The sequence below is a fragment of the Streptomyces sp. NPDC052301 genome (assembly GCF_044593395.1).
Taxonomy (GTDB): Bacteria; Actinomycetota; Actinomycetes; order Streptomycetales; family Streptomycetaceae; genus Streptomyces.
The window spans coordinates 296,348-313,385 of the sequence record NZ_JBIUBE010000008.1; the positions used below are offsets into that span (position 1 = coordinate 296,348).

At 71.3% G+C, this 17,038-nt stretch carries 19 protein-coding genes and 1 pseudogene; 6 read left to right on the forward strand and 14 right to left on the reverse strand.

Going from position 1 to position 17,038, the window contains the following annotated elements:
* Positions 1-84 precede the first annotated feature (84 nt).
* Positions 85-255, forward strand: a complete 171-nt coding sequence (locus tag ACIHEJ_RS24210) for a hypothetical protein (RefSeq protein ID WP_400138631.1) — start codon at positions 85-87, stop codon at positions 253-255.
* A gap of 94 nt (positions 256-349) precedes the next feature.
* Here ACIHEJ_RS24210 and ACIHEJ_RS24215 read toward each other — a convergent pair whose 3' ends face one another.
* The 4 genes from ACIHEJ_RS24215 to ACIHEJ_RS24230 form a co-directional block, all read right to left on the reverse strand.
* Entirely contained in the window at positions 350-1,387 is a 1,038-nt protein-coding gene (locus tag ACIHEJ_RS24215; protein WP_400138633.1) for an NlpC/P60 family protein, read from the reverse strand.
* Positions 1,388-1,499: 112 nt separating this feature from the next.
* Positions 1,500-1,820 carry a hypothetical protein gene (locus ACIHEJ_RS24220; RefSeq protein WP_400138635.1) on the reverse strand — a complete coding sequence of 107 codons (321 nt, stop codon included), beginning with the start codon at positions 1,818-1,820 and terminating at the stop codon, positions 1,500-1,502.
* Positions 1,813-2,463, reverse strand: a complete 651-nt coding sequence (locus tag ACIHEJ_RS24225) for a TetR/AcrR family transcriptional regulator (protein WP_400138637.1) — start codon at positions 2,461-2,463, stop codon at positions 1,813-1,815. The genes ACIHEJ_RS24220 and ACIHEJ_RS24225 overlap by 8 nt, the downstream gene beginning before the upstream one ends.
* Before the next feature lie 111 nt (positions 2,464-2,574).
* On the reverse strand, positions 2,575-3,513 hold the full coding sequence (locus ACIHEJ_RS24230) for a diiron oxygenase (protein ID WP_362118837.1): 939 nt from the start codon (positions 3,511-3,513) through the stop codon (positions 2,575-2,577).
* A 123-nt stretch (positions 3,514-3,636) separates the two neighbouring features.
* Between ACIHEJ_RS24230 and ACIHEJ_RS24235 the strand changes: the two genes are divergently transcribed.
* Both ACIHEJ_RS24235 and ACIHEJ_RS24240 read left to right on the forward strand, forming a co-directional pair.
* Positions 3,637-4,752, forward strand: a complete 1,116-nt coding sequence (locus ACIHEJ_RS24235) for a ferritin-like domain-containing protein (RefSeq protein ID WP_400138639.1) — start codon at positions 3,637-3,639, stop codon at positions 4,750-4,752.
* Between the two features lie 86 nt (positions 4,753-4,838).
* Positions 4,839-5,678, forward strand: a complete 840-nt coding sequence (locus ACIHEJ_RS24240) for a hypothetical protein (RefSeq protein WP_400138875.1) — start codon at positions 4,839-4,841, stop codon at positions 5,676-5,678.
* Between the two features lie 71 nt (positions 5,679-5,749).
* Here the strand turns inward: ACIHEJ_RS24240 and ACIHEJ_RS24245 are convergent, their stop codons facing one another.
* The 5 genes from ACIHEJ_RS24245 to ACIHEJ_RS24265 form a co-directional block, all read right to left on the reverse strand.
* On the reverse strand, positions 5,750-7,207 hold the full coding sequence (locus tag ACIHEJ_RS24245) for a penicillin-binding transpeptidase domain-containing protein (protein ID WP_400138876.1): 1,458 nt from the start codon (positions 7,205-7,207) through the stop codon (positions 5,750-5,752).
* Between the two features lie 35 nt (positions 7,208-7,242).
* Positions 7,243-8,604 carry an FtsW/RodA/SpoVE family cell cycle protein gene (locus tag ACIHEJ_RS24250; RefSeq protein WP_400138641.1) on the reverse strand — a complete coding sequence of 454 codons (1,362 nt, stop codon included), beginning with the start codon at positions 8,602-8,604 and terminating at the stop codon, positions 7,243-7,245.
* Between the two features lie 214 nt (positions 8,605-8,818).
* Complete coding sequence (locus ACIHEJ_RS24255; protein WP_400138642.1) at positions 8,819-10,063, reverse strand: ATP-binding protein; 1,245 nt, start codon at positions 10,061-10,063, stop codon at positions 8,819-8,821.
* Positions 10,060-10,866, reverse strand: a complete 807-nt coding sequence (locus ACIHEJ_RS24260) for a hypothetical protein (RefSeq protein WP_400138644.1) — start codon at positions 10,864-10,866, stop codon at positions 10,060-10,062. The genes ACIHEJ_RS24255 and ACIHEJ_RS24260 overlap by 4 nt, the downstream gene beginning before the upstream one ends.
* A gap of 65 nt (positions 10,867-10,931) precedes the next feature.
* Entirely contained in the window at positions 10,932-11,441 is a 510-nt protein-coding gene (locus tag ACIHEJ_RS24265; protein ID WP_400138646.1) for a protein phosphatase, read from the reverse strand.
* Between the two features lie 100 nt (positions 11,442-11,541).
* On the opposite strand from ACIHEJ_RS24265, the gene ACIHEJ_RS24270 reads away from it, so the two are divergent.
* The gene (locus ACIHEJ_RS24270) at positions 11,542-12,345 is read left to right on the forward strand and encodes a nuclease-related domain-containing protein (protein WP_400138648.1); all 804 of its coding nucleotides are present in this window, start codon (positions 11,542-11,544) and stop codon (positions 12,343-12,345) included.
* Between the two features lie 23 nt (positions 12,346-12,368).
* Here ACIHEJ_RS24270 and ligD read toward each other — a convergent pair whose 3' ends face one another.
* On the reverse strand, positions 12,369-13,256 hold the full coding sequence (gene ligD, locus ACIHEJ_RS24275) for a non-homologous end-joining DNA ligase (protein WP_400138650.1): 888 nt from the start codon (positions 13,254-13,256) through the stop codon (positions 12,369-12,371).
* A 72-nt stretch (positions 13,257-13,328) separates the two neighbouring features.
* Between ligD and ACIHEJ_RS24280 the strand changes: the two genes are divergently transcribed.
* Positions 13,329-14,360 (forward strand): Ku protein, encoded by a 1,032-nt coding sequence (locus tag ACIHEJ_RS24280; protein WP_400138652.1) that lies wholly within the window; start codon positions 13,329-13,331, stop codon positions 14,358-14,360.
* A 228-nt stretch (positions 14,361-14,588) separates the two neighbouring features.
* Here the strand turns inward: ACIHEJ_RS24280 and ACIHEJ_RS24285 are convergent, their stop codons facing one another.
* The 3 genes from ACIHEJ_RS24285 to ACIHEJ_RS24295 form a co-directional block, all read right to left on the reverse strand.
* Positions 14,589-14,885 (reverse strand): hypothetical protein, encoded by a 297-nt coding sequence (locus ACIHEJ_RS24285; protein ID WP_400138654.1) that lies wholly within the window; start codon positions 14,883-14,885, stop codon positions 14,589-14,591.
* 4 nt (positions 14,886-14,889) lie between these two features.
* The gene (locus ACIHEJ_RS24290) at positions 14,890-15,099 is read right to left on the reverse strand and encodes a hypothetical protein (RefSeq protein ID WP_400138656.1); all 210 of its coding nucleotides are present in this window, start codon (positions 15,097-15,099) and stop codon (positions 14,890-14,892) included.
* 290 nt (positions 15,100-15,389) lie between these two features.
* Positions 15,390-15,908, reverse strand: a complete 519-nt coding sequence (locus ACIHEJ_RS24295; RefSeq protein ID WP_400138658.1) for a hypothetical protein — start codon at positions 15,906-15,908, stop codon at positions 15,390-15,392.
* 446 nt (positions 15,909-16,354) lie between these two features.
* Between ACIHEJ_RS24295 and ACIHEJ_RS24300 the strand changes: the two are divergent.
* A pseudogene (locus tag ACIHEJ_RS24300) lies at positions 16,355-16,501 on the forward strand (site-specific integrase); the annotation flags it as partial.
* 154 nt (positions 16,502-16,655) lie between these two features.
* On the opposite strand, the gene ACIHEJ_RS24305 reads toward ACIHEJ_RS24300, so the two are convergent.
* The gene (locus ACIHEJ_RS24305) at positions 16,656-17,024 is read right to left on the reverse strand and encodes a GNAT family N-acetyltransferase (protein WP_400138660.1); all 369 of its coding nucleotides are present in this window, start codon (positions 17,022-17,024) and stop codon (positions 16,656-16,658) included.
* Positions 17,025-17,038 lie beyond the last annotated feature (14 nt).

The window sequence follows — 17,038 nt, forward strand, 5'->3', positions numbered from 1 at the left end:
GGATCCGTCGACGTCGCCTGAGAAAAACCCCCTGCCCTGCCCTTAACCGCCTTCGCATCGGAAGGTCCGAGAGGGGAGAGATCCATGAGTTTCGCCCAGCTTGCCTCCGGTGGCAACGGAACCATCTATGGCGTGCACCAGGACGGGCGTCTGCTCTTCTACCAGGACGAGCGCCATGACGGAAGCAATGCGCCTGACGGTTCCACCGGGTGGGCCGCCAATTCCGGGAAGCAGATCGGTCAGGGCTGGGCGTAGGCCTTGGCATGCAGCGTCCCGTCCGACGGCCCACGGCCCCGCACCGGTGTCCGGCTCGCAGGAACGGAGAAGGCGTCCGCCTGCCGTGCCTCGGTCACGGGGCCTGAGCGTCCGGGCGTACGGCTCCGAGGACCGGGAGGGACGCCAGCGGGGACACCGTGACGCGGCCTCCGGGGCGCGGTGCCTGGACGACCCTGCCCGCGCCCACGTACATCGCCACGTGCGTGGCCTCGGGGAAGTAGATCACCAGGTCGCCCGGGCGGAGCCCGTTCAGCGGGACCTTCTTCAGCCGGGCCCACTGCTCCTGGCTCGTCCGGGGGATCGGCGTGCCCGCGTGGGACCACGCCTGTGAGGTCAGGCCCGAGCAGTCGTAGGCGTTCGGGCCCTGGGCGCCCCACCGGTACGGCTTGCCGAGCTGGTCCAGGGCGTAGCGGACCGCCCGGGTGCCCGCGGGCGACGCGGGGCGGTTGTCGGAGAGGGGGCCGGCGGTGGTGAGCCTCTCCTGCGCCTCGGTGACGCCCTGCTGCTCCAGCCGGGCGATCGCGGCCAGCTGGTCCGGGGTGAGCGAGGCCAGCAGGCGCTCCACGTCGCCGAGTCTGCCCTGGACGTCGTCGCGCTGCCTGCGCTGCTGGTCGGCGAGGGTGAGCTGGGTGTCGAGGGCCTTGCGGGCCGCCCGGGCCAGGGTGTCCTGGCGCTTCTCCGCCGCGGTCAGCCGGTCCACCGTCCGGGCCCGCTCGCGCGCGAGTTCGCCGATGACGTGCCCCTCGTCCAGCGCGTGCTGCGGGTCGGGGGCGAGGAGCACACGGACGTAGGAGCCGAGTTCGGTGCTGCCCTGGTACTGCTGCCGGGCCAGCCGGCCGGCGTCGGTGCGGCCGGCCTGGAGGGCGAGGCGGGCGCGGGTCAGCTCGCCCTCCAGCCGGGACACCTCGGCGCGCTGCCGTTTGAGCTTCTCGGCCGTCGCGTTGTAGCTCTCGGCGGCCTGTTCGGTCTGCCGGTACAGCTGCTGAAGGTCAGTCAGCAGTTGGGAGACGGGCCGCTGGGGGTTCGGTGCGGCCACGCAGGGCACCGGTGCGAGGACGGTCTGGGCCGCCACCGCCGCCGTACAAGCCAGGCGCAGGAACGTTCCTGACACGACATCACCTCGGGTGCGGGGAGGACGGGCTGTTCGCCTCCTATCGCACCGCGATAATCGGATGTATCCGCGTGGGGCGCGCGCTCGGCGTGCGCGGTTCGGCGCAACGCTGTCACCCGTTCGCTTCGTCCGGCTTGCCGGACGGCGGGACGTCCGGCTTCGACCAGGGCCATCTGAGCCGTCCGCCGGACCGGTCGTCGGGGTCGTACCGGTACTTCCAGCCCCGGATCAGCCCGAGCCTCTTGCTGTACCCGCGGGGCACGCGGTGGTAGACGAGCACGGTGGGCGGCCCGCCGTCAGGGTCCGGCACGGGGATGCGGTACGTCTTCGGGGGGTGCCCGGTGGGGCCGCACAGGACGGGCAGTACACGGCCGTCCATGGGGCCGCCCTCGAAGGGGGTGTCCTGACTCTTCACGGCCTCAGTCTCAGCCATCCTCGGCGAGCGCGCCGACGAGCTCGGCCGTCTGCGGATCGCGGCCCGCGGTGACGGTGAGGACGGCCACGAACTGGTCCACCAGCCAGGCGCGCAGCTCCTCGACCGGGGGCTCCTTGCCCTCGTCGAGCCAGATCAGGGAGGCCGCCTCGACGGCCGTGATCCACATGCGGACGGTCATGCGCAGCCGGGGGCCGGGATCGGGGACACCGAGGTGGTGGTAGATGTGCTCCGCCGCCGCCCGGCGCACGCCGTCCACCGTCGCGGTCGTCCTGGACGTCTCGACCACGCTGCCGCCCTGCAGCAGCGCGCTGAAGCCGGTGTCGTGCTCGTCCACGAAGGTCAGATAGCGCTTCAGGGCGCGGGACAGGCGGGGCAGCAGCGGGCCCTCACGGGGCTCGTCGAAGCACTGCCGCAGCTCGTCGGCGGCCGACCTCAGCGCCGCCTCGTACAGCTGCTGCTTGCCGCCGGGGAAGTACCGGTACACCAGGGGCCGCGAGACTCCGGCGGCCTCCGCCACGTCGTCCAGGGACACGTCCTCCGGTGCGCGGTGGGCGAAAAGGGAGAGCGCGGCGTCGAGGAGCTGACGTCGTCGTTCCTCGACGCTCAGGCGACGGTAGGCGGGGGTGGCGGCCGGGGTCATGCCCGTCAGCCTAATCGCCGCGCTGCTTCGGGCAGGGCCGCGCGGCTCACTTCGAGGGGGCGCGACCGGCCACGACGAACGCGACCGGCCACGACGAACCCGCGGCCCGTCTCAGGCCAGCAGCCCCGACGACCTCCACAGCCGTCGGCCCACGCCCCGCAGGACGCCGATGTCGTCCAGGAAGTCCGTCAGCCGCCTCGCCCCCGTCTGCATGACCTCCCGCCGGTGTCCGCTCGCCTTCACCTGCGCCATGGCCTCCCGCTTGTCGAGCCCCACGTTCGTGTAGACCTCGGGGTTCACGAACGCGACCGAGAAGACCCGGGCGAACTCGCCGGAGGTGACCCGGGTGAACTCCTGGGACCACTTCGGCGCGGTGACCATCTGGCGGCGCAGTTCCTCGCGGGCGTACCGCACGTGCCGGGCCTCCTCGACCACGTGGATGCGCGTGACGCCCCGGATGAGGGGCTGCACCCGCTCGTCCGGGAAGGTCAGCCGCTGCATCCAGTCCAGCACCTCCTCGCCGAGAAGCGTGGCGGTGAAGGAGCCGGGGGTCGTGGAGATCGTCTTGAAGAGGCGGCCGAGGTTCTGGTGCGCCCTGCTCACCGGGTACCAGGGCGTCCCGCCGTGCGAGATCAGCCGCGCGAACATCTTCGAGTGCCGGCACTCGTCCTCGATCTCGGTGAGCGCGTAGCGGACGTGCGCGCTCGTCGCCGCCTTGTCGTAGATGTGCCGGACGAGCAGCTGCATCAGGATGATCTCGAACCAGATGCCGAGCGAGGCCAGCGCGGCCGCCTCGTGCTGGGAGAGCAGGATCCGCTGTTCCTCGCTCATCCGCTTCCACATCGGCGTGTCGTACAGCGACACCAGCTCCGGCGGCCAGAACCACTTGCCCTCCTCGAAGGGCGCGTCCCAGTCCAGCTCCTTGTCCGGGTCGAAGGAGTGCTTGGCGGAGGAGACCAGCAGCCGTTCGGCCACCTGCTCCCGGTCCTTGAGCAGGCCGAGCGCGTCGCGCAGACCGTCCAGCGCGTCCGCTTCCGTCAGGGTCGTCATGGCTCCCTCACCTCGTTACCCGGGGGTACGTCGTCCGCCTCTTATGAGACTGCTTGTCAGCAAGGTCGTCAATCCCTTGCGCATGACTTGTTGACTCCGCGTCTACGTGTGAGCCTGCGAGGTATGCCGACCCATGACCTGTACGCCACCACGCCGTCGAACTCCCCCTGGGAGGTGCCCGCGACCGGCGCCGCCCGGTTCAGCTGGGAGTACGACGACGGCCGCGACCGTCTCCTCGCCCTGTACCAGCGGGGCAAGGACAAGCAGTGGGACGGGCAGACCCGTATCGACTGGGACCTGGAGGTCGACCCGTACGACGCGCTCGGCACACCCGAGGAGGCGATGTCCCTGTACGGCACCAGGTACTGGGACAAGCTCACCGAGAAGGACAAGGGCGAGCTGCGCCGGCACTACGCCTCCTGGCAGTTCAGCCAGTTCCTGCACGGCGAGCAGGGCGCGATGATCTGCGCGGCGCGGATCGTGGAGTCGGTGCCCGACCTGGACGCCAAGTTCTACTCGGCGACCCAGACCATGGACGAGGCCCGCCACGCCGAGATCTACGGCCGCTTCCTGCACGAGAAGATCGGGCTCGTCTACCCGATCAACGACAACCTGCAGTCGCTCCTCGGGGACACCCTGCGCGACAGCCGCTGGGACATGCCGTACCTGGGCATGCAGGTGCTCATCGAAGGCCTGGCGCTGGCCGCCTTCGGGATGATCCGGGACACCACGAACAAGCCGCTGCCCAAGCAGATCCTCACCTACGTCATGCAGGACGAGGCCCGGCACGTGGCCTTCGGCCGGATGGCGCTGCGCGACTACTACAGGCAGCTCACCGATGCCGAACTGCGCGAGCGCGAGGAGTTCGTCATCGAGGGCTGCTATCTGATGCGCGACCGGCTGCGCGGGGTCGAGGTGCTGGAGAACTTCGGCATCCCCAAGGCCGAGGCGGAGGCGCTGAGCGAGCGGTCGGAGTTCCTCCAGCTGTTCCGCAAGCTGCTGTTCAGCCGGATCGTGCCCTGCGTCAAGGACATCGGTCTGTGGGGCAAGCGGCTGCAGCAGGCCTACGTCGACATGGGCGTCCTGGAGCTGGGCGACGCCAACCTGGACCTGCTGATGGCCCAGGACGAGGAACTGGCCGAGCAGTTGGACGCGGAGCGCTTCGCCACCGAGGAGCGGGAGCGGGTGGCCGAGGTGGAGGCGGCCATCGAGTCGGGGGCGGGGGAGGGGGAGAGCTGACGCGGGGCGGGCGCCGCCGGTACCGAACCGGTACCGGGTGCGGTGCCCTGCCTGTCACCCGCGTGCAGTAGCGTGCTGGCGTGTCCATGCCTCCGCCGCCGCAGCAGCCGCAGTCCCCCTACGGCCAGCAGCCCCCGCAGAACCCGTACGGCCAGCAGTCCCCGCAGCCGCAGGCCCCGTACGGCCAGCAGCCTCCGGGCCCCGGCCCCTACGGCTCCCCCTACCCGCAGCAGCAGCCGTACCCCCAGCAGCCGTACCCCGCCTGGGGTGCGCCGCCCATGGCCCCGCCGCCGAAGAAGCGGCGGGTCGGGCTGATCCTGGGGATCGTCGGCGGTGTCGTCGTGCTCCTCGTGGGCGGTCTGGTCGCGCTCGGCGCGATCGGGGCCGGCCTGGAGAGCGGCTTCCCCGAGGCGAAGAGCAAGCTCACCCTGCCCGAGACCCTGGTCGACGGGAAGTACCACCTCGCCAAGGACCTCTCCGACACCGAGGGCAAGAAGATCGAGAGCGAGGCCGACGGCGCCTGGGACGCCAAGGACACCCACGGCGTGGTCGGCAGCTACGACGTGGGCGGCGACGCGACCAAGGGCACCATGGTGGTGTCCGGCATGTACGGCCGGTTCAAGAACGCCGACGCGGCCCGCAGGAACATGATGAAGGGCGCCGCCGAGAGCGACGGCGCCAAGGTCGCCGTACCGGCGAAGGACTTCCACCTCGCTGTCACCGTCACCTGTGAGGTGGTCACCCAGGAGCAGATGGGCACGAAGATCACCCTGCCCATGTGCGCCTGGGCCGACGGCAACACGGGCGCCACCGTCGCCGTCGTGAACACGCCGCTGCTGTCGCAGAACCCGTCGGACGTCGACCTCGAGTCGCTCGCCCGGCAGACCGTCAAGGTGCGCTCCGAGGCGGTCAAGCCGATCGGCTGACCGCTGCCGTACCTCCGCGTACCGCTCGAACCTCCCCCGCCACCCCCAGGGCCGTGGGGGAGGCCCGTCCCTCACCGCTTGAGGACCGCCCGCATCACATCCCGGGCGATCGGTGCCGCGTCCCCGCCGCCGCTGATCTCGCCCCGGTTCGCCGCCGCGTCCTCCACCACCACCGCGACCGCCACCCCCGGCTCCAGCGCGTCCTCGGCCTGCCCCCAGGAGACGAACCAGGCGTACGGCACCCCGGTGTTGCCGATCCCGTGCTGGGCGGTGCCGGTCTTGCCGCCGACGATCGCGCCGGGGATGGCCGCCCGGGTGCCGGTGCCCCTGCGGACCACGTCGGTCATCAGCTCCCGCAACCGGTTCGCCGTCGCCGGGTTCATCACCTGCCGGACGGGATGCGTCCCGCTCCCGGCGACCGTCTCGCCGCCCCGCCGGGTGGTCTGCTCCACCAGGTACGGCGAGCGCAGCTGCCCGCCGTCGGCGACGGCCGCCGCGACCATCGCCATCTGCAGCGGGGTGGCCCGGGTGTTGTACTGACCGATCGAGGACAGCGCCAGCTGCGCCCGGTCCACGTGCGTGTCGAAGGTACTGGGCGCGACGGCGAACGGGACGCGCAGCCCGCTGTCGTTGAACCCGAACGCCCGGGCCGTGGCCCCCATGGCGTTCACCCCGACGTCCACACCCAGCTTGGCGAACACCGTGTTGCACGACCAGGTGAAGGCCGCCCGCAGCGAGGCGTCCGCGCAGCCGTCGCTCTCGTTGGTCAGCCGGGTGGTGGTGCCCGGCAGCCGGTAGGGGTCGGGGGAGTGCGTCCGCGCGTCCAGGTCCGTGATCACCCCCGAGTCCAGCGCCGCCGCCGCGGTGACCACCTTGAACGTCGACCCCGGCGGATAGGTCTGGCGCACCGCCCGGTTGAGCATCGGCTTCTCCGGGTCGTGGTTGAGCCGCGACCAGGCCGAGGCCACCGCCTCCCCGTTGCCGGACAGCACGGCCGGGTCGTACGACGGGCTCGACACCAGGGCCAGGATCCGGCCCGTGTCCGGCTCGATCGCCGCCACCGCGCCCTTGCGCCCGGCCAGCCCCCGGTACGCCGCCTCCTGCGCCCGCCGGTTCAGGGTGGTGACGACGTCCCCGCCCGGACTCGGCCGGCGTGTCACGTCGCTCCACAGCGCGAGCGGCGCCAGCAGCGGGTCGGTGCCGGAGAGCACCCCGTCCTCGGTGTGCTCCAGGAACGTGGTGCCGTACGTCTGCGAGGCGAAGCCGGTGACCGGGGCGTACAACGGGCCGTCGCGGTAGGCGCGTTCGTAGCGCAGCTGCTCTCCGGTGTCCACGGACCCGGTGACCGGCCGGCCGCCGACCAGGATGTTCCCGCGCGGCTGTGCGTAACGGGCGATCGTGGCACGCCGGTTGGCCGGGTTGTCGGAGTAGACGTGGGACTGCACGATCTGCACCCGGGTGGCGTTGACCAGCAGCGCCACGAGCAGCAGCACGCAGAACGCGCAGGCGTGCCGGATGTACCGGGTCATCGGCTGCCCGCCCTCGGGGAAACCGCCGTACTCGGTCACGGGGCCTCCTGCCCGTCGTAGTGCCGGCGCGCGGAGTGGCTCACCCGGATCAGCAGCGCCACGATCGCCCAGTTGGTGACCACCGAGGAGCCGCCCTGGGCGAGGAACGGCATCGCCATGCCGGTCAGCGGGATCAGCCCGGTGACCCCGCCCGCGATCACGAACACCTGCAGCGCCACGATCGAGGCGAGCCCCACCGCGAGCAGCCGCCCGAACGGCTCGCGCAGGGCGAGGCCCGCCCGGTAGCCGCGCTCCACCAGCAGCGCGTACAGCAGGAAGACCGCCCCGAGACCCGCCAGGCCCAGCTCCTCGCCGGCCGTGGCCAGGATGAAGTCGGACTTGGTGGCGAACCCGATCAGGGTGGAGTGCCCGAGCCCGAGCCCGGTGCCGAGGACCCCGCCGGCCGCGAAGGCGAACAGCGACTGGGACAGCTGGTTCGGCCCCAGCCCGGCCTCGATCGTGCCGAACGGATCCAGCCAGTCCTCGATCCGGCCGCCCACGTGCGGCTCGAACCGGCTGACGGCGAACGACCCCGCCACGGCCAGTAGCAGGCCCACCGCGATCCAGCCGGTGCGGCCGGTCGCCACGTACAGCAGCACCACGAACAGCCCGAAGAACAGCAGCGAGGTGCCGAGGTCGCGCTCCAGGACCAGCACGCCGACGCTCAGCAGCCAGATCGTCACGATCGGCCCGAGCACCCGCCCGGTCGGGAACCGCAGCCGCCACACCCGGCGGCCCGCGTACGCGAGCGCGTTGCGGTTGTCGGCGAGGTAGGCGGCGAAGAACACCGCGAGCAGCACCTTGGCGAACTCGCCCGGCTGGATGGAGAACCCGGAGACACGGACCCAGAGGCGCGCCCCGTTGACCGCCGGGAAGAGGATCGGCAGCGCGAGCAGTCCCAGCGCGGCGACCACGCAGACGTAGGAGTACCGCTGGAGCATCCGGTGGTCGCGCAGCAGCAGGACGACGACGATGAACAGGCCCACCCCGAGTGTGGACCACACCAGTTGGGCCGGGGCCGCCCGGTCGCCCGGGGTGTCCAGGTCCAGCCGGTAGATCAGCACCAGACCGAGCCCGTTGAGCAGTACCGCGATCGGCAGCGGCAGCGGGTCGGCGTACGGCGCCCGGATGCGGACCGCGAGATGCGCGCACAGGGCGAGCACCCCGAGCCCGGCGCCGTACACGGCGGCACCGGGCGGGACGGTGCCGGTCCGCGCCAGCCCCACCGCGCAGTACCCGTACACGGACAGCCCCACGGCCAGCACGATCAGGGAGAGTTCGATGCCACGGCGCCGGGGGAGTCGCACGGCGGGTGCGGGAGCCTTGGCCGCCGCCAGGGTGGTTCCGGGCTTCGTCATGCCCGGAACCTACCCAAATGGGGCGTCTTGTGCGCGATGCGCGGCGGTCGCGTCAGCACCGGCGCGGCGCCGGCCCGATGGTGGCGACAGGGGGCGCAGGGGCATGGGGGCCTCCGGGGACGGGCGGGCCTGGAAGGGGAGGGACCTGCCTGTTGGCCACACTAGGGGGCGTCGGTCGCGGGTGCGCTCTGTGCTGCTCCCTCGGGGGCGGGCACTACTCGGACACCGGCAACTGCAGCGTGGCCACCGCCCCGCCGTCCACCGCGTTCGCGAACGACAGCCGTGCGCCCAGCACCTCCGCCTGCCCGAGCGCGATGGTCAGCCCCAGCCCGTGCCCCTTGGCCCCGCCCTCGGTACGGAACCGCTGCGGGCCGTGCGCGACCAGGTACCCCGGATACCCCGCCCCGTGGTCCCGCACGGTCACCACGGGCCCGTCCACGGTCAGCACCACCGGCGGACCCCCGTGCTTGTGCGCATTGGCCACCAGATTCCCCAGCACCCGCTCCAGCCGCCGCCGGTCCGTCTCCACCCACGCGTCGGCGACGACCCGCACCTCCGTGTCCGTGCCCGACGCCCGCACCACCCGCCGGACCAGCGCCCCCAGCTCCTCGCTGTCCACCTCCAGCCGCTCCCGCCCGGTGTCCAGCCGGGAGATCTCCAGCAGGTCCTCGGTCAGCGTGCGCAGCGCCGCCACCCGGTCCCGCACCAGCTCCGTCGGCCGGCCCGCCGGCAGCAGCTCGGCCGCCGCGTGCAGCCCGGTCAGCGGGGTGCGCAGCTCGTGCGCCACGTCCGCGGTGAACCGCTGCTCGCTCAGCAGCTTGCTCTGCAGCGACGACGCCATGGTGTCCAGGGCGGCGGCCACCACGGCCACCTCGTCCTGCGGGCGCGTCGGATCCTTCGTACGGGGGTCGTCCACCCGCGCGTCCAGATCCCCGGCGGTGATCCGCCGGGCCACCCGCGCGGTGCCGTGCAGCCGCCGGGTCACCCGGGTCACGGCGAACACCCCGAGCAGCACCGTCACCCCGATGGCGACCCCCGAGGACCACAGGATCGAGTTGTCGAGCCCGGCGATCGTGCGGGACTGCTGCGAGTAGTCGACCTCCACGGCCAGCGCCCGGTGCCCGGCCGCCGGGCCGGCCGCCCACATGGTCGGGCGTCCCCGGTGCCTGGACACCATCGTGCCGCGCTGCCCGGCCGCCGCCAGCGACCGCAGCGGCGAGGGCAGCCCCTCGGGATCCACGCCGGCGCCCGGCAGCAGCGCGTCCCCGGCCTCGTACGCCTGCGTGGCGTCCGCCAGCCGGGACAGCGCGAGGTCGCGGGCCTGGCCGACGGTCTGGTTGGTCACCGAGACATGCACCAGGACACCGAGCAGCGCGGCCAGCGCACAGCACATCACCGTGATGAACGCGGCCGCCTTCACCGCGAGCGTCCCCGCCCACTGGGGCATCCCGAGCCTCATCCCACGCTCGCGGAGGGGGAGACGGAAGGAGACGGGGACCCGGACGGGCCCGGGGCCGGGGCGATGGAGGGGGAGGGCGACGCGGAGCCGGAGGGCTTCTTGCCGTGCCGGCCGCTTCCGGTGTGCAGGAACTCGTCGCGGGAGAACACCATCGCGCGCTGCTGCGGGTCCCACACCCAGGTCGTGCGGTACTCGTACCCCGAGATGTCCGCCGGCGAGCGCTCGATCAGCGCCCGGCCGGCCAGCTCGACCCCGATGATCGCGTCGTTGTCGGCCAGCACCTGCACCAGTTTGTGCTTCTCCACGGTGTAGACCCGCACCGCCGTCTGGTTGGTCGGATACAGCCGGAAGCCGAGCGTCATGTCGCTGCGGCCGTCGCCGGTGAGGTCCCGGTAGTACGGCTTCAGCAGCGGGCAGCGCGCACGGTCCCCGCCCGGCCGGCACTCCTTCAGCCGGTCCACCGTCGCGTGATAGGCACCCTTGGACCCGTAGTCGTCGGGATGCGCCGCGATCTCCGCCTCGACGACGTCCACCGGATCCACCCGCCGGATGTCGTCACCGGGGACCGGGATCCCCTTCACGGTCTCCCGCGCCGCCACGTCGTAGGGGAAGGCCGGGCTGGACGCCGGCCGGAGGTCGGGCCAGAGCTTGGCGGGGCTGACGGCGGTCGCGGTCGGACCGGCGCCCTGCAGCCCGCCCCGGTCCCCGCAGGCGGTCGCCGTCGCCGACAGCAGGGCGACGACCGCCACGGCGAGGGCGGCGCGCACGAGGCGGCGGGTGCGCACGGGGCGACGGGCTGGCACGGTGCTCCTGCGGAGGTCCGGAGAGGTCCTGTTCGTGCACCTGGCGGCGGGTGCTGGGAGAGAGGCTACTCGGCCAGCTCCTCCAGCAGCCGCACGGTGGACAGGCCCGCCCGCAGATACTCCACGAACAGCTCGTTGTGCAGCGCCCACGCCGATCGCCGGGCGCGAATCAGCCGGACCGCCTCCTCCACGCCGCGCCCCCGCTGCACGAGGGCCTGCGCGACGACCAGCCCCGCACGGTTGTACCCGCGGTCGCCGCGCACCAGCACCCGGCGGCCGGCGTCCAGCGCCTCGTTCACCGCGCGCGCCAGGCGCATCACCCCGGCGAGCTGCGTCCCGTCCAGCGGGCCGTCCGGGACCGGCCACACATGGTGCTCCACACCCGGATCGGGCCCGTGCCCGGGCCGCCGCACCAGTGACTGCACCAGATCGAACTCGTCGCGCACGACGACGAACCGCACCCGCCCCGAAGAACGCTCCCGGAACTCGTGCCCGCCCAGCCACAGACCGGACACGATCTCGCTCCACGGGCTCTCCGCAGCCGGTGCCTCGGGCTGCTCTGCGCGGTTCCGCAACGGCGCCTCCCCAACTCCCCCACACCCGGCCGTCATCCAAGGTAACCGGTCTTGCCCCAGGAGCACCCTGCCTGTTCCCATGGTCGAGGGGTGATGGCGCATGAGCGGACTGCGCGTGGTGCCGGCCTACCGGCACGGTCGGGAGCGGCTGTACGTCTGCCGACCGGACGGAAGCAATGTCGCCTGGTACGACCGAGAGACGGGCCGGGTCAACCTGCTCGGCGAGGACGTCAGGGACGAGATCCTCCAGGCCTTGAAACCCTTCCTGACCGGCCCCGTGACCGTGGGCCCACCCCCGGTCCCGACCCCCGCCGAACTGGCCCGGCTGACCCTCCACCCGGACGACGACCTCGCCCCCAACCGCCCCGGCGAGGCCCTGCTCGTCGCCCTCGACCGTGACCCCGGCCCCGCCCACCGGCTCCGTCCCGATCCGCGCCGGCGCGCCCTGACCGCCGAGCAGACCGTCGGCGCGGCCCTGGACGGCCTCGAGGGCGCGGGCTGGCACACCCTGCACTCGATCCCGCTCCCCGGCGGCGACCGCATCCACCACCTGCTGATCGGCCCCGGCGGCCTGTTCGCCGTACACGCCCTGTACGCCCGCAAGGCCAAGGTCGTGGTCGCCGACCCCATGGTCACCGTGGGCCGCCGCGACCCCGAGCGCCTGCTGCGCCGCCTGCGCGCCGACGCCGACCGCGCCTCCTACGCCCTCACCGCCGAGGTCCGTCCGGTCCTGGCCCTGGCCGGCCCGGCCGAGGTGACGGTGAGCCTCCAGCCCCGGGGGCTACGGATCCTGCGGGACACGGAGCTGGCGGGCCTGGCACGGCTGGGCGGGGTCCTGAAGCCGGCCGACGTGGAGGCGCTGCACGGGATGGCACGGGACCGGGGGACGTGGGGGAGGGTGTAGGCGGCCCCTTGCCAGGCGCTTCATCAGGGCAAGGGGGCGGCCGCCCCCGGATCCAGCAGCGGCGCCAGCAGATCACCGTGGTCCTGCAGCCGCGCCGCGATGTCCAGCGCCTCGAACGCCAGCTGCCCGGGGTCCCGGCAGTCCGCGACCTCCTCCCACGTCACCGGCGCGGACACCAGCGGTACCCGGCGGGCGCGCACCGTGTACGGCGTGGCCGTGGTCTTGCGGGCCGCGTTCTGGCTCCAGTCGACGAACACCTTCCCCGGCCGCAGGCTCTTCGTCATCCGGTGCACCACCAGCCGGGGCATGGCCCGCTCGGCCTCGACGGCGAGCGCCTTCGCGTACTCGCTCGTCCGCTCCGGGGAACTCCCGCGCACGGCCGCGAGCAGATGCAGCCCCTTCGACCCGGCCGTCTTCGGGTACGCCTCGATCCCGTCCGCCGCGAGCCGCTCGCGCAGCCACAGGGCGACCTGGCAGCAGTGGACGACGGTCGCGGGCGCGCCCGGGTCCAGGTCGAAGACCAGCCGGTCGGCCTCGTCCGGTGACTGCACCAGCCACTGATGGGTGTGGAACTCGGTGACGAGGTTCGCCGCCCAGACCAGACTCGGCAGATCCTGCACCACCACCATCCGGGCCGGGCTGTCCGCCGACGACCGCGGAACCCCGGCGGTCATGACCCACTCGGGCGTACCCGGCGGCACGTTCTTGGTGAAGAACAGCTGCCCGTCGGGGCCGTCCGGATAGCGCAGGAAGGACACGGCACGGTCGCGCAGATGCGGCAGCAGGGCGCCTGCGGTGGTCGCGTAGTAGTGCAGCAGCTCTCCCTTGGTGAAGCCGGTCTCCGGATACAGCACCTTCTCCAGGTTGCTGAGCGGGAGCCGCCGCCCCTCCACCTCTGTGATTGGCGTCATAGGATGACAATCCCAGAAAACCCGGCATATTCACTCGCCTAACACAGCAAACCGGAAGGAAGGGTGCGGCACGTGCGATCGATTTGGAACGGCGCCATCTCCTTCGGCCTCGTCAGCATCCCGATCAAGCTGGTGAACGCCACGGAGAGCCACGCGATCTCCTTCCGCCAGATCCACACCGAGGACAACGGGCGCATCCGCTACCGCAAGGTGTGCGAGCTGGAGGAACGCGAGGTCACCCAGGGAGAGATCGGCAAGGCGTACGAGGACGCGGACGGAACGATCATCCCGATCACCGACGAGGACCTCTCCCACCTGCCGATCCCGACGACCCGCACCATCGAGATCGTGGCCTTCGTACCGGCCGACCGCATCGACCCGCTCCAGATGGACGCGGCCTACTACCTGGCGGCGAGCGGAGCCCCCGCGGCCAAGCCGTACACCCTGCTCCGGGAGGCTCTCAAGCGCAGCAACAAGGTCGCCATCGCCAAGTACGCACTGCGCGGCCGGGAACGCCTCGGCATGCTGCGGGTGGTCGGCGACGCCATCGCCATGCACGGGCTGCTGTGGCCGGACGAGGTCCGAGCCCCCGAAGGTGTCGCCCCGGACACCTCCGTCACCATCCGCGACAAGGAACTCGACCTCGCGGACGCCCTGATGGACACCCTCGGCGAGGTGGACCTGGAGGACCTGCACGACGAGTACCGGGAGGCACTGGAGGAGGTCATCGCGGCCAAGGCCTCCGGCGAGGCACCACCGGCGGCCCCCGCCCCGGCGGCCGGCGGCAAGGTCCTGGACCTGATGGCGGCCCTGGAGAACAGCGTGCGGGCGGCGCGGGAATCCCGGGGGGAGCCGGCCGCTGAGGCCGAGGTGAGACCCCTCCCGCGCCGTGGAGCGGCCCCGAAGGAGACGGGCGCCAAGAAGTCGACGTCCACGGCGAAGAAGACGGCTGCCGCCAAGAAGACGACGACGGCCCGCAAGTCGACGTCCAAGACGGCGGAGGGCACGAAGAAGGCGACGGCTTCGGCCTCGACATCGACCTCGAAGCGCACGGCGAAGAAGACGGCGACGAAGAAGACGGCGTCACGCAAGCGGACGGCGTGAGGGCGAGCCGGGGGCAGGGGCAGGAGGTAGGGGGTAGGGGGTAGGGGGCAGGGCGGCAGAAAACGGTCGTCCAGACCACCACACAAAAGGGGTCTTCCCTTCTGGCCCCCTGCGGCGTAGGTTCCGTGTGCCCCGCGACGGCGCCTCCCGAGGCGCCGGCCCGCCCGTTCCGGAGCGGCGGGCCGCGCGGGGTCCAACCACCTGCTCGGCTGATCCCGGGCGATGCCGCTACGCCTGCGCAGCGGACGGAGAAGGCGGGGACTGCGGCTCGGCCTCACCCGCCCGGACAGGGTACAGACGGCGGACGGCTCCGACATCGGCTCGGTCCTTCGGCCTGCCGGCAGCGATCTTCCACCGCAGGATGTCGCCGAGCCGCATGAAAGGGACGCCCTCGATCACGTCGGCGTCATCGATCAACCGGTCCGTCGACCAGCCCTCGGTCCAACGATCCATGATCTCGATCGGGGCGGTGGGGTGGACGACGGTGACAGCCGCCGGCTCAGCCGACGGGCCGCTGCCGCACATGGGCTCAACTGGAGGAGGCGATGTCCTTCGTCCATCCGATCGAGAGTCCCCATTTTCCACTCGTCCTGGTCGTGACCGATACGGCGACGTTCTTGTGGATGTGCCTGAGGCCGACTTCGTTCAGCTGCCCGGGATCGCCGTTCGCGCAGACGACGGTGTAGCTCACGATCGAGCCGACGTTGACGTCGATGGTTCCGGAACCTGAACAGATCACCCCGACTTCCAGGGTGCCCTGGTGGATCTGGGGGATCGTGGGGAACGTGTGCGGTCCGGTCCTTCCACCTGCTCGGACGAACTCCTTCTCCGCCTCGGGGAGCTGAGGCGGAGTGCGAGGGTCCGCGGTCGCCGAAGGACTGGCCGTCGGTGTGCCGGGCGTAGCTGTCCTGGCCGGTGGTGTGCTGGGAGTTGCCCGGTGCCCGTCCGACGTCGTGTCGGTGCACCCGGTCAGCGCGAGTACGGCCACGGCGCTGACCATCCCCAGTCGTTTCACCGGGATGGCTGTGTTCAGCTGTCCCACGTGTACCACCCCACATGCAGGGGGCCGTAGCCGGTCACCTTGTTCTTCGTCAGGTAGCAGGTGTGATGCTGCCAGTAGGCAGTGCCGGTGAACTTCCTGCGCCACACGCCGTACTGGGCGTGCACGGTCCTGTGCGGAGGAACGTCCCTCACGTGCACCGTGTTGCCGAGCTTGGCCGTCATCGACATCGATATCGAGGCACCGAACTTCATATTCACTTCGGTCACCACGTCACTGATCTTCGTGGTGATTTCACCGGAGTAGGAGACGCCGACAGTCCCGGAGACCTCGGCGGTGAAGTCCATGTCCTCCTTCTCACGACTGCCGTTGTAGTTCGACTGACTCGGGCCGATTCCCTTGTGGTACTGGCCTCCCAGGGAAGCGGGCTTGAACCACTTGCTCTCGTCGCAGTCGCCTGCTGCGGGGCATTTCTGACCCGGCTTGCAGTCACCGCCAGGGAGGTCGGGTTCGACATCGAGCGCCGGGTCTGTCGGGGCGTCGGTCAAAGACTCCTCCGGAGTGGCCGGCGGAGCGGTGTGGAGCAGGCCGTCACTGGCGTCATCGCCGTCCTGAGGTGCCGCAACGGTAGTGGTCGGCGCGGGCGACGGGTCTGCTGCCAGGGCCGGGGTCGCAACCCCCAGAACCACCGCACTCGCGAAAACCACCGAACCTGCAAGTGGGCGCACTTATCCCCCAGTTGTGCAAAGAAACGTTCGGTTTGGTCGAGTACGGAGCTTAGGGATCAGTGGGTATGCCGTGGGCAAAGTTGAGCGGATGTTGAGGTGAGCATGCCGGGCGCGCAGTGCGGGTGCTCAGTGCGGTGGCTCAGTGGCTGCCGACTGGTAGTGCCGCCACCGGGGCCATCGGCAGGTGACTGCAGCCCTTGGTGGGGGAGTGCGTCGGATGTGTGCCGCGAGCACCGATGAGTAACGAGAGGGCGGGAGCCAATGTGCTCAACTCCGGGGTGGATCCGACCGAGGTAGCCGAACGCGCGGGCAACAGTGTTGAGGTGCTGCTGAGCCGCTACGCCAAGTGCATTGATGGACGGCAGGAAATCGCCAACCGCAAGATCGAAGAGCTGCTGCGCGAATACGAGTGACGAGGCACATAGCCATTAGCCCCTGGTCCGCGAGCTGGCCGGGGGCTTCGTCGTGTCCCGGTCGCAGGGCGTCGGTCACTGGCAGACTTCCGAAGCCCACCAAATTCCTAGTCAGGTGACCACCGGAAAACTGTCTGCGGTTTCCTGTATGAGTTCACTCGGCGGGGAAGACGAGACGCAGAACGATCTCGCCGTCGTCGATCTCCCCGGTGGGCTCGAATCCGAACTTCTGGTAGAAGGGCCACGGTTCGCCATCGCCGGGATCGTAGCTGGTCAGTAGCTCGGTGGCCCCGTCAGCACGAACCAGGGCGGCGATCTGCGTGAGAGTCTCTCGGCCGATCCCTCGCCTCTGGTGCCGCTTGTCGACGAGGAGGCGCCAGATGAAGTGCCGCCCTTCGTAAGGACCAGCCGGCGGCTTCCACGACAGCATCACGAAGCCGACTGGCTCGTCGCCGATGTACACCCCGCGGTACCAGGGATTGGCCTCCGGGTGCTGTGCCGCCTGCTTGAGCGACTTGGACACGGAGGCGACGAACC

Bases quoted from the DNA above. Each gene is read 5' to 3' on its own strand.
- ACIHEJ_RS24270 (WP_400138648.1), top strand. From the start codon at position 11,542: ATGAGCGGACTGCGCGTGGTGCCGGCCTACCGGCACGGTCGGGAGCGG.
- ACIHEJ_RS24240 (WP_400138875.1), top strand. From the start codon at position 4,839: ATGCCTCCGCCGCCGCAGCAGCCGCAGTCCCCCTACGGCCAGCAGCCC.
- ACIHEJ_RS24225 (WP_400138637.1), bottom strand. From the start codon at position 2,463: ATGACCCCGGCCGCCACCCCCGCCTACCGTCGCCTGAGCGTCGAGGAA.
- ACIHEJ_RS24230 (WP_362118837.1), bottom strand. From the start codon at position 3,513: ATGACGACCCTGACGGAAGCGGACGCGCTGGACGGTCTGCGCGACGCG.
- ligD (WP_400138650.1), bottom strand. From the start codon at position 13,256: ATGACGCCAATCACAGAGGTGGAGGGGCGGCGGCTCCCGCTCAGCAAC.
- ACIHEJ_RS24210 (WP_400138631.1), top strand. From the start codon at position 85: ATGAGTTTCGCCCAGCTTGCCTCCGGTGGCAACGGAACCATCTATGGC.
- ACIHEJ_RS24255 (WP_400138642.1), bottom strand. From the start codon at position 10,063: ATGAGGCTCGGGATGCCCCAGTGGGCGGGGACGCTCGCGGTGAAGGCG.
- ACIHEJ_RS24250 (WP_400138641.1), bottom strand. From the start codon at position 8,604: ATGACGAAGCCCGGAACCACCCTGGCGGCGGCCAAGGCTCCCGCACCC.
- ACIHEJ_RS24220 (WP_400138635.1), bottom strand. From the start codon at position 1,820: ATGGCTGAGACTGAGGCCGTGAAGAGTCAGGACACCCCCTTCGAGGGC.
- ACIHEJ_RS24245 (WP_400138876.1), bottom strand. From the start codon at position 7,207: ATGACCCGGTACATCCGGCACGCCTGCGCGTTCTGCGTGCTGCTGCTC.
- ACIHEJ_RS24285 (WP_400138654.1), bottom strand. From the start codon at position 14,885: ATGTGCGGCAGCGGCCCGTCGGCTGAGCCGGCGGCTGTCACCGTCGTC.
- ACIHEJ_RS24235 (WP_400138639.1), top strand. From the start codon at position 3,637: ATGCCGACCCATGACCTGTACGCCACCACGCCGTCGAACTCCCCCTGG.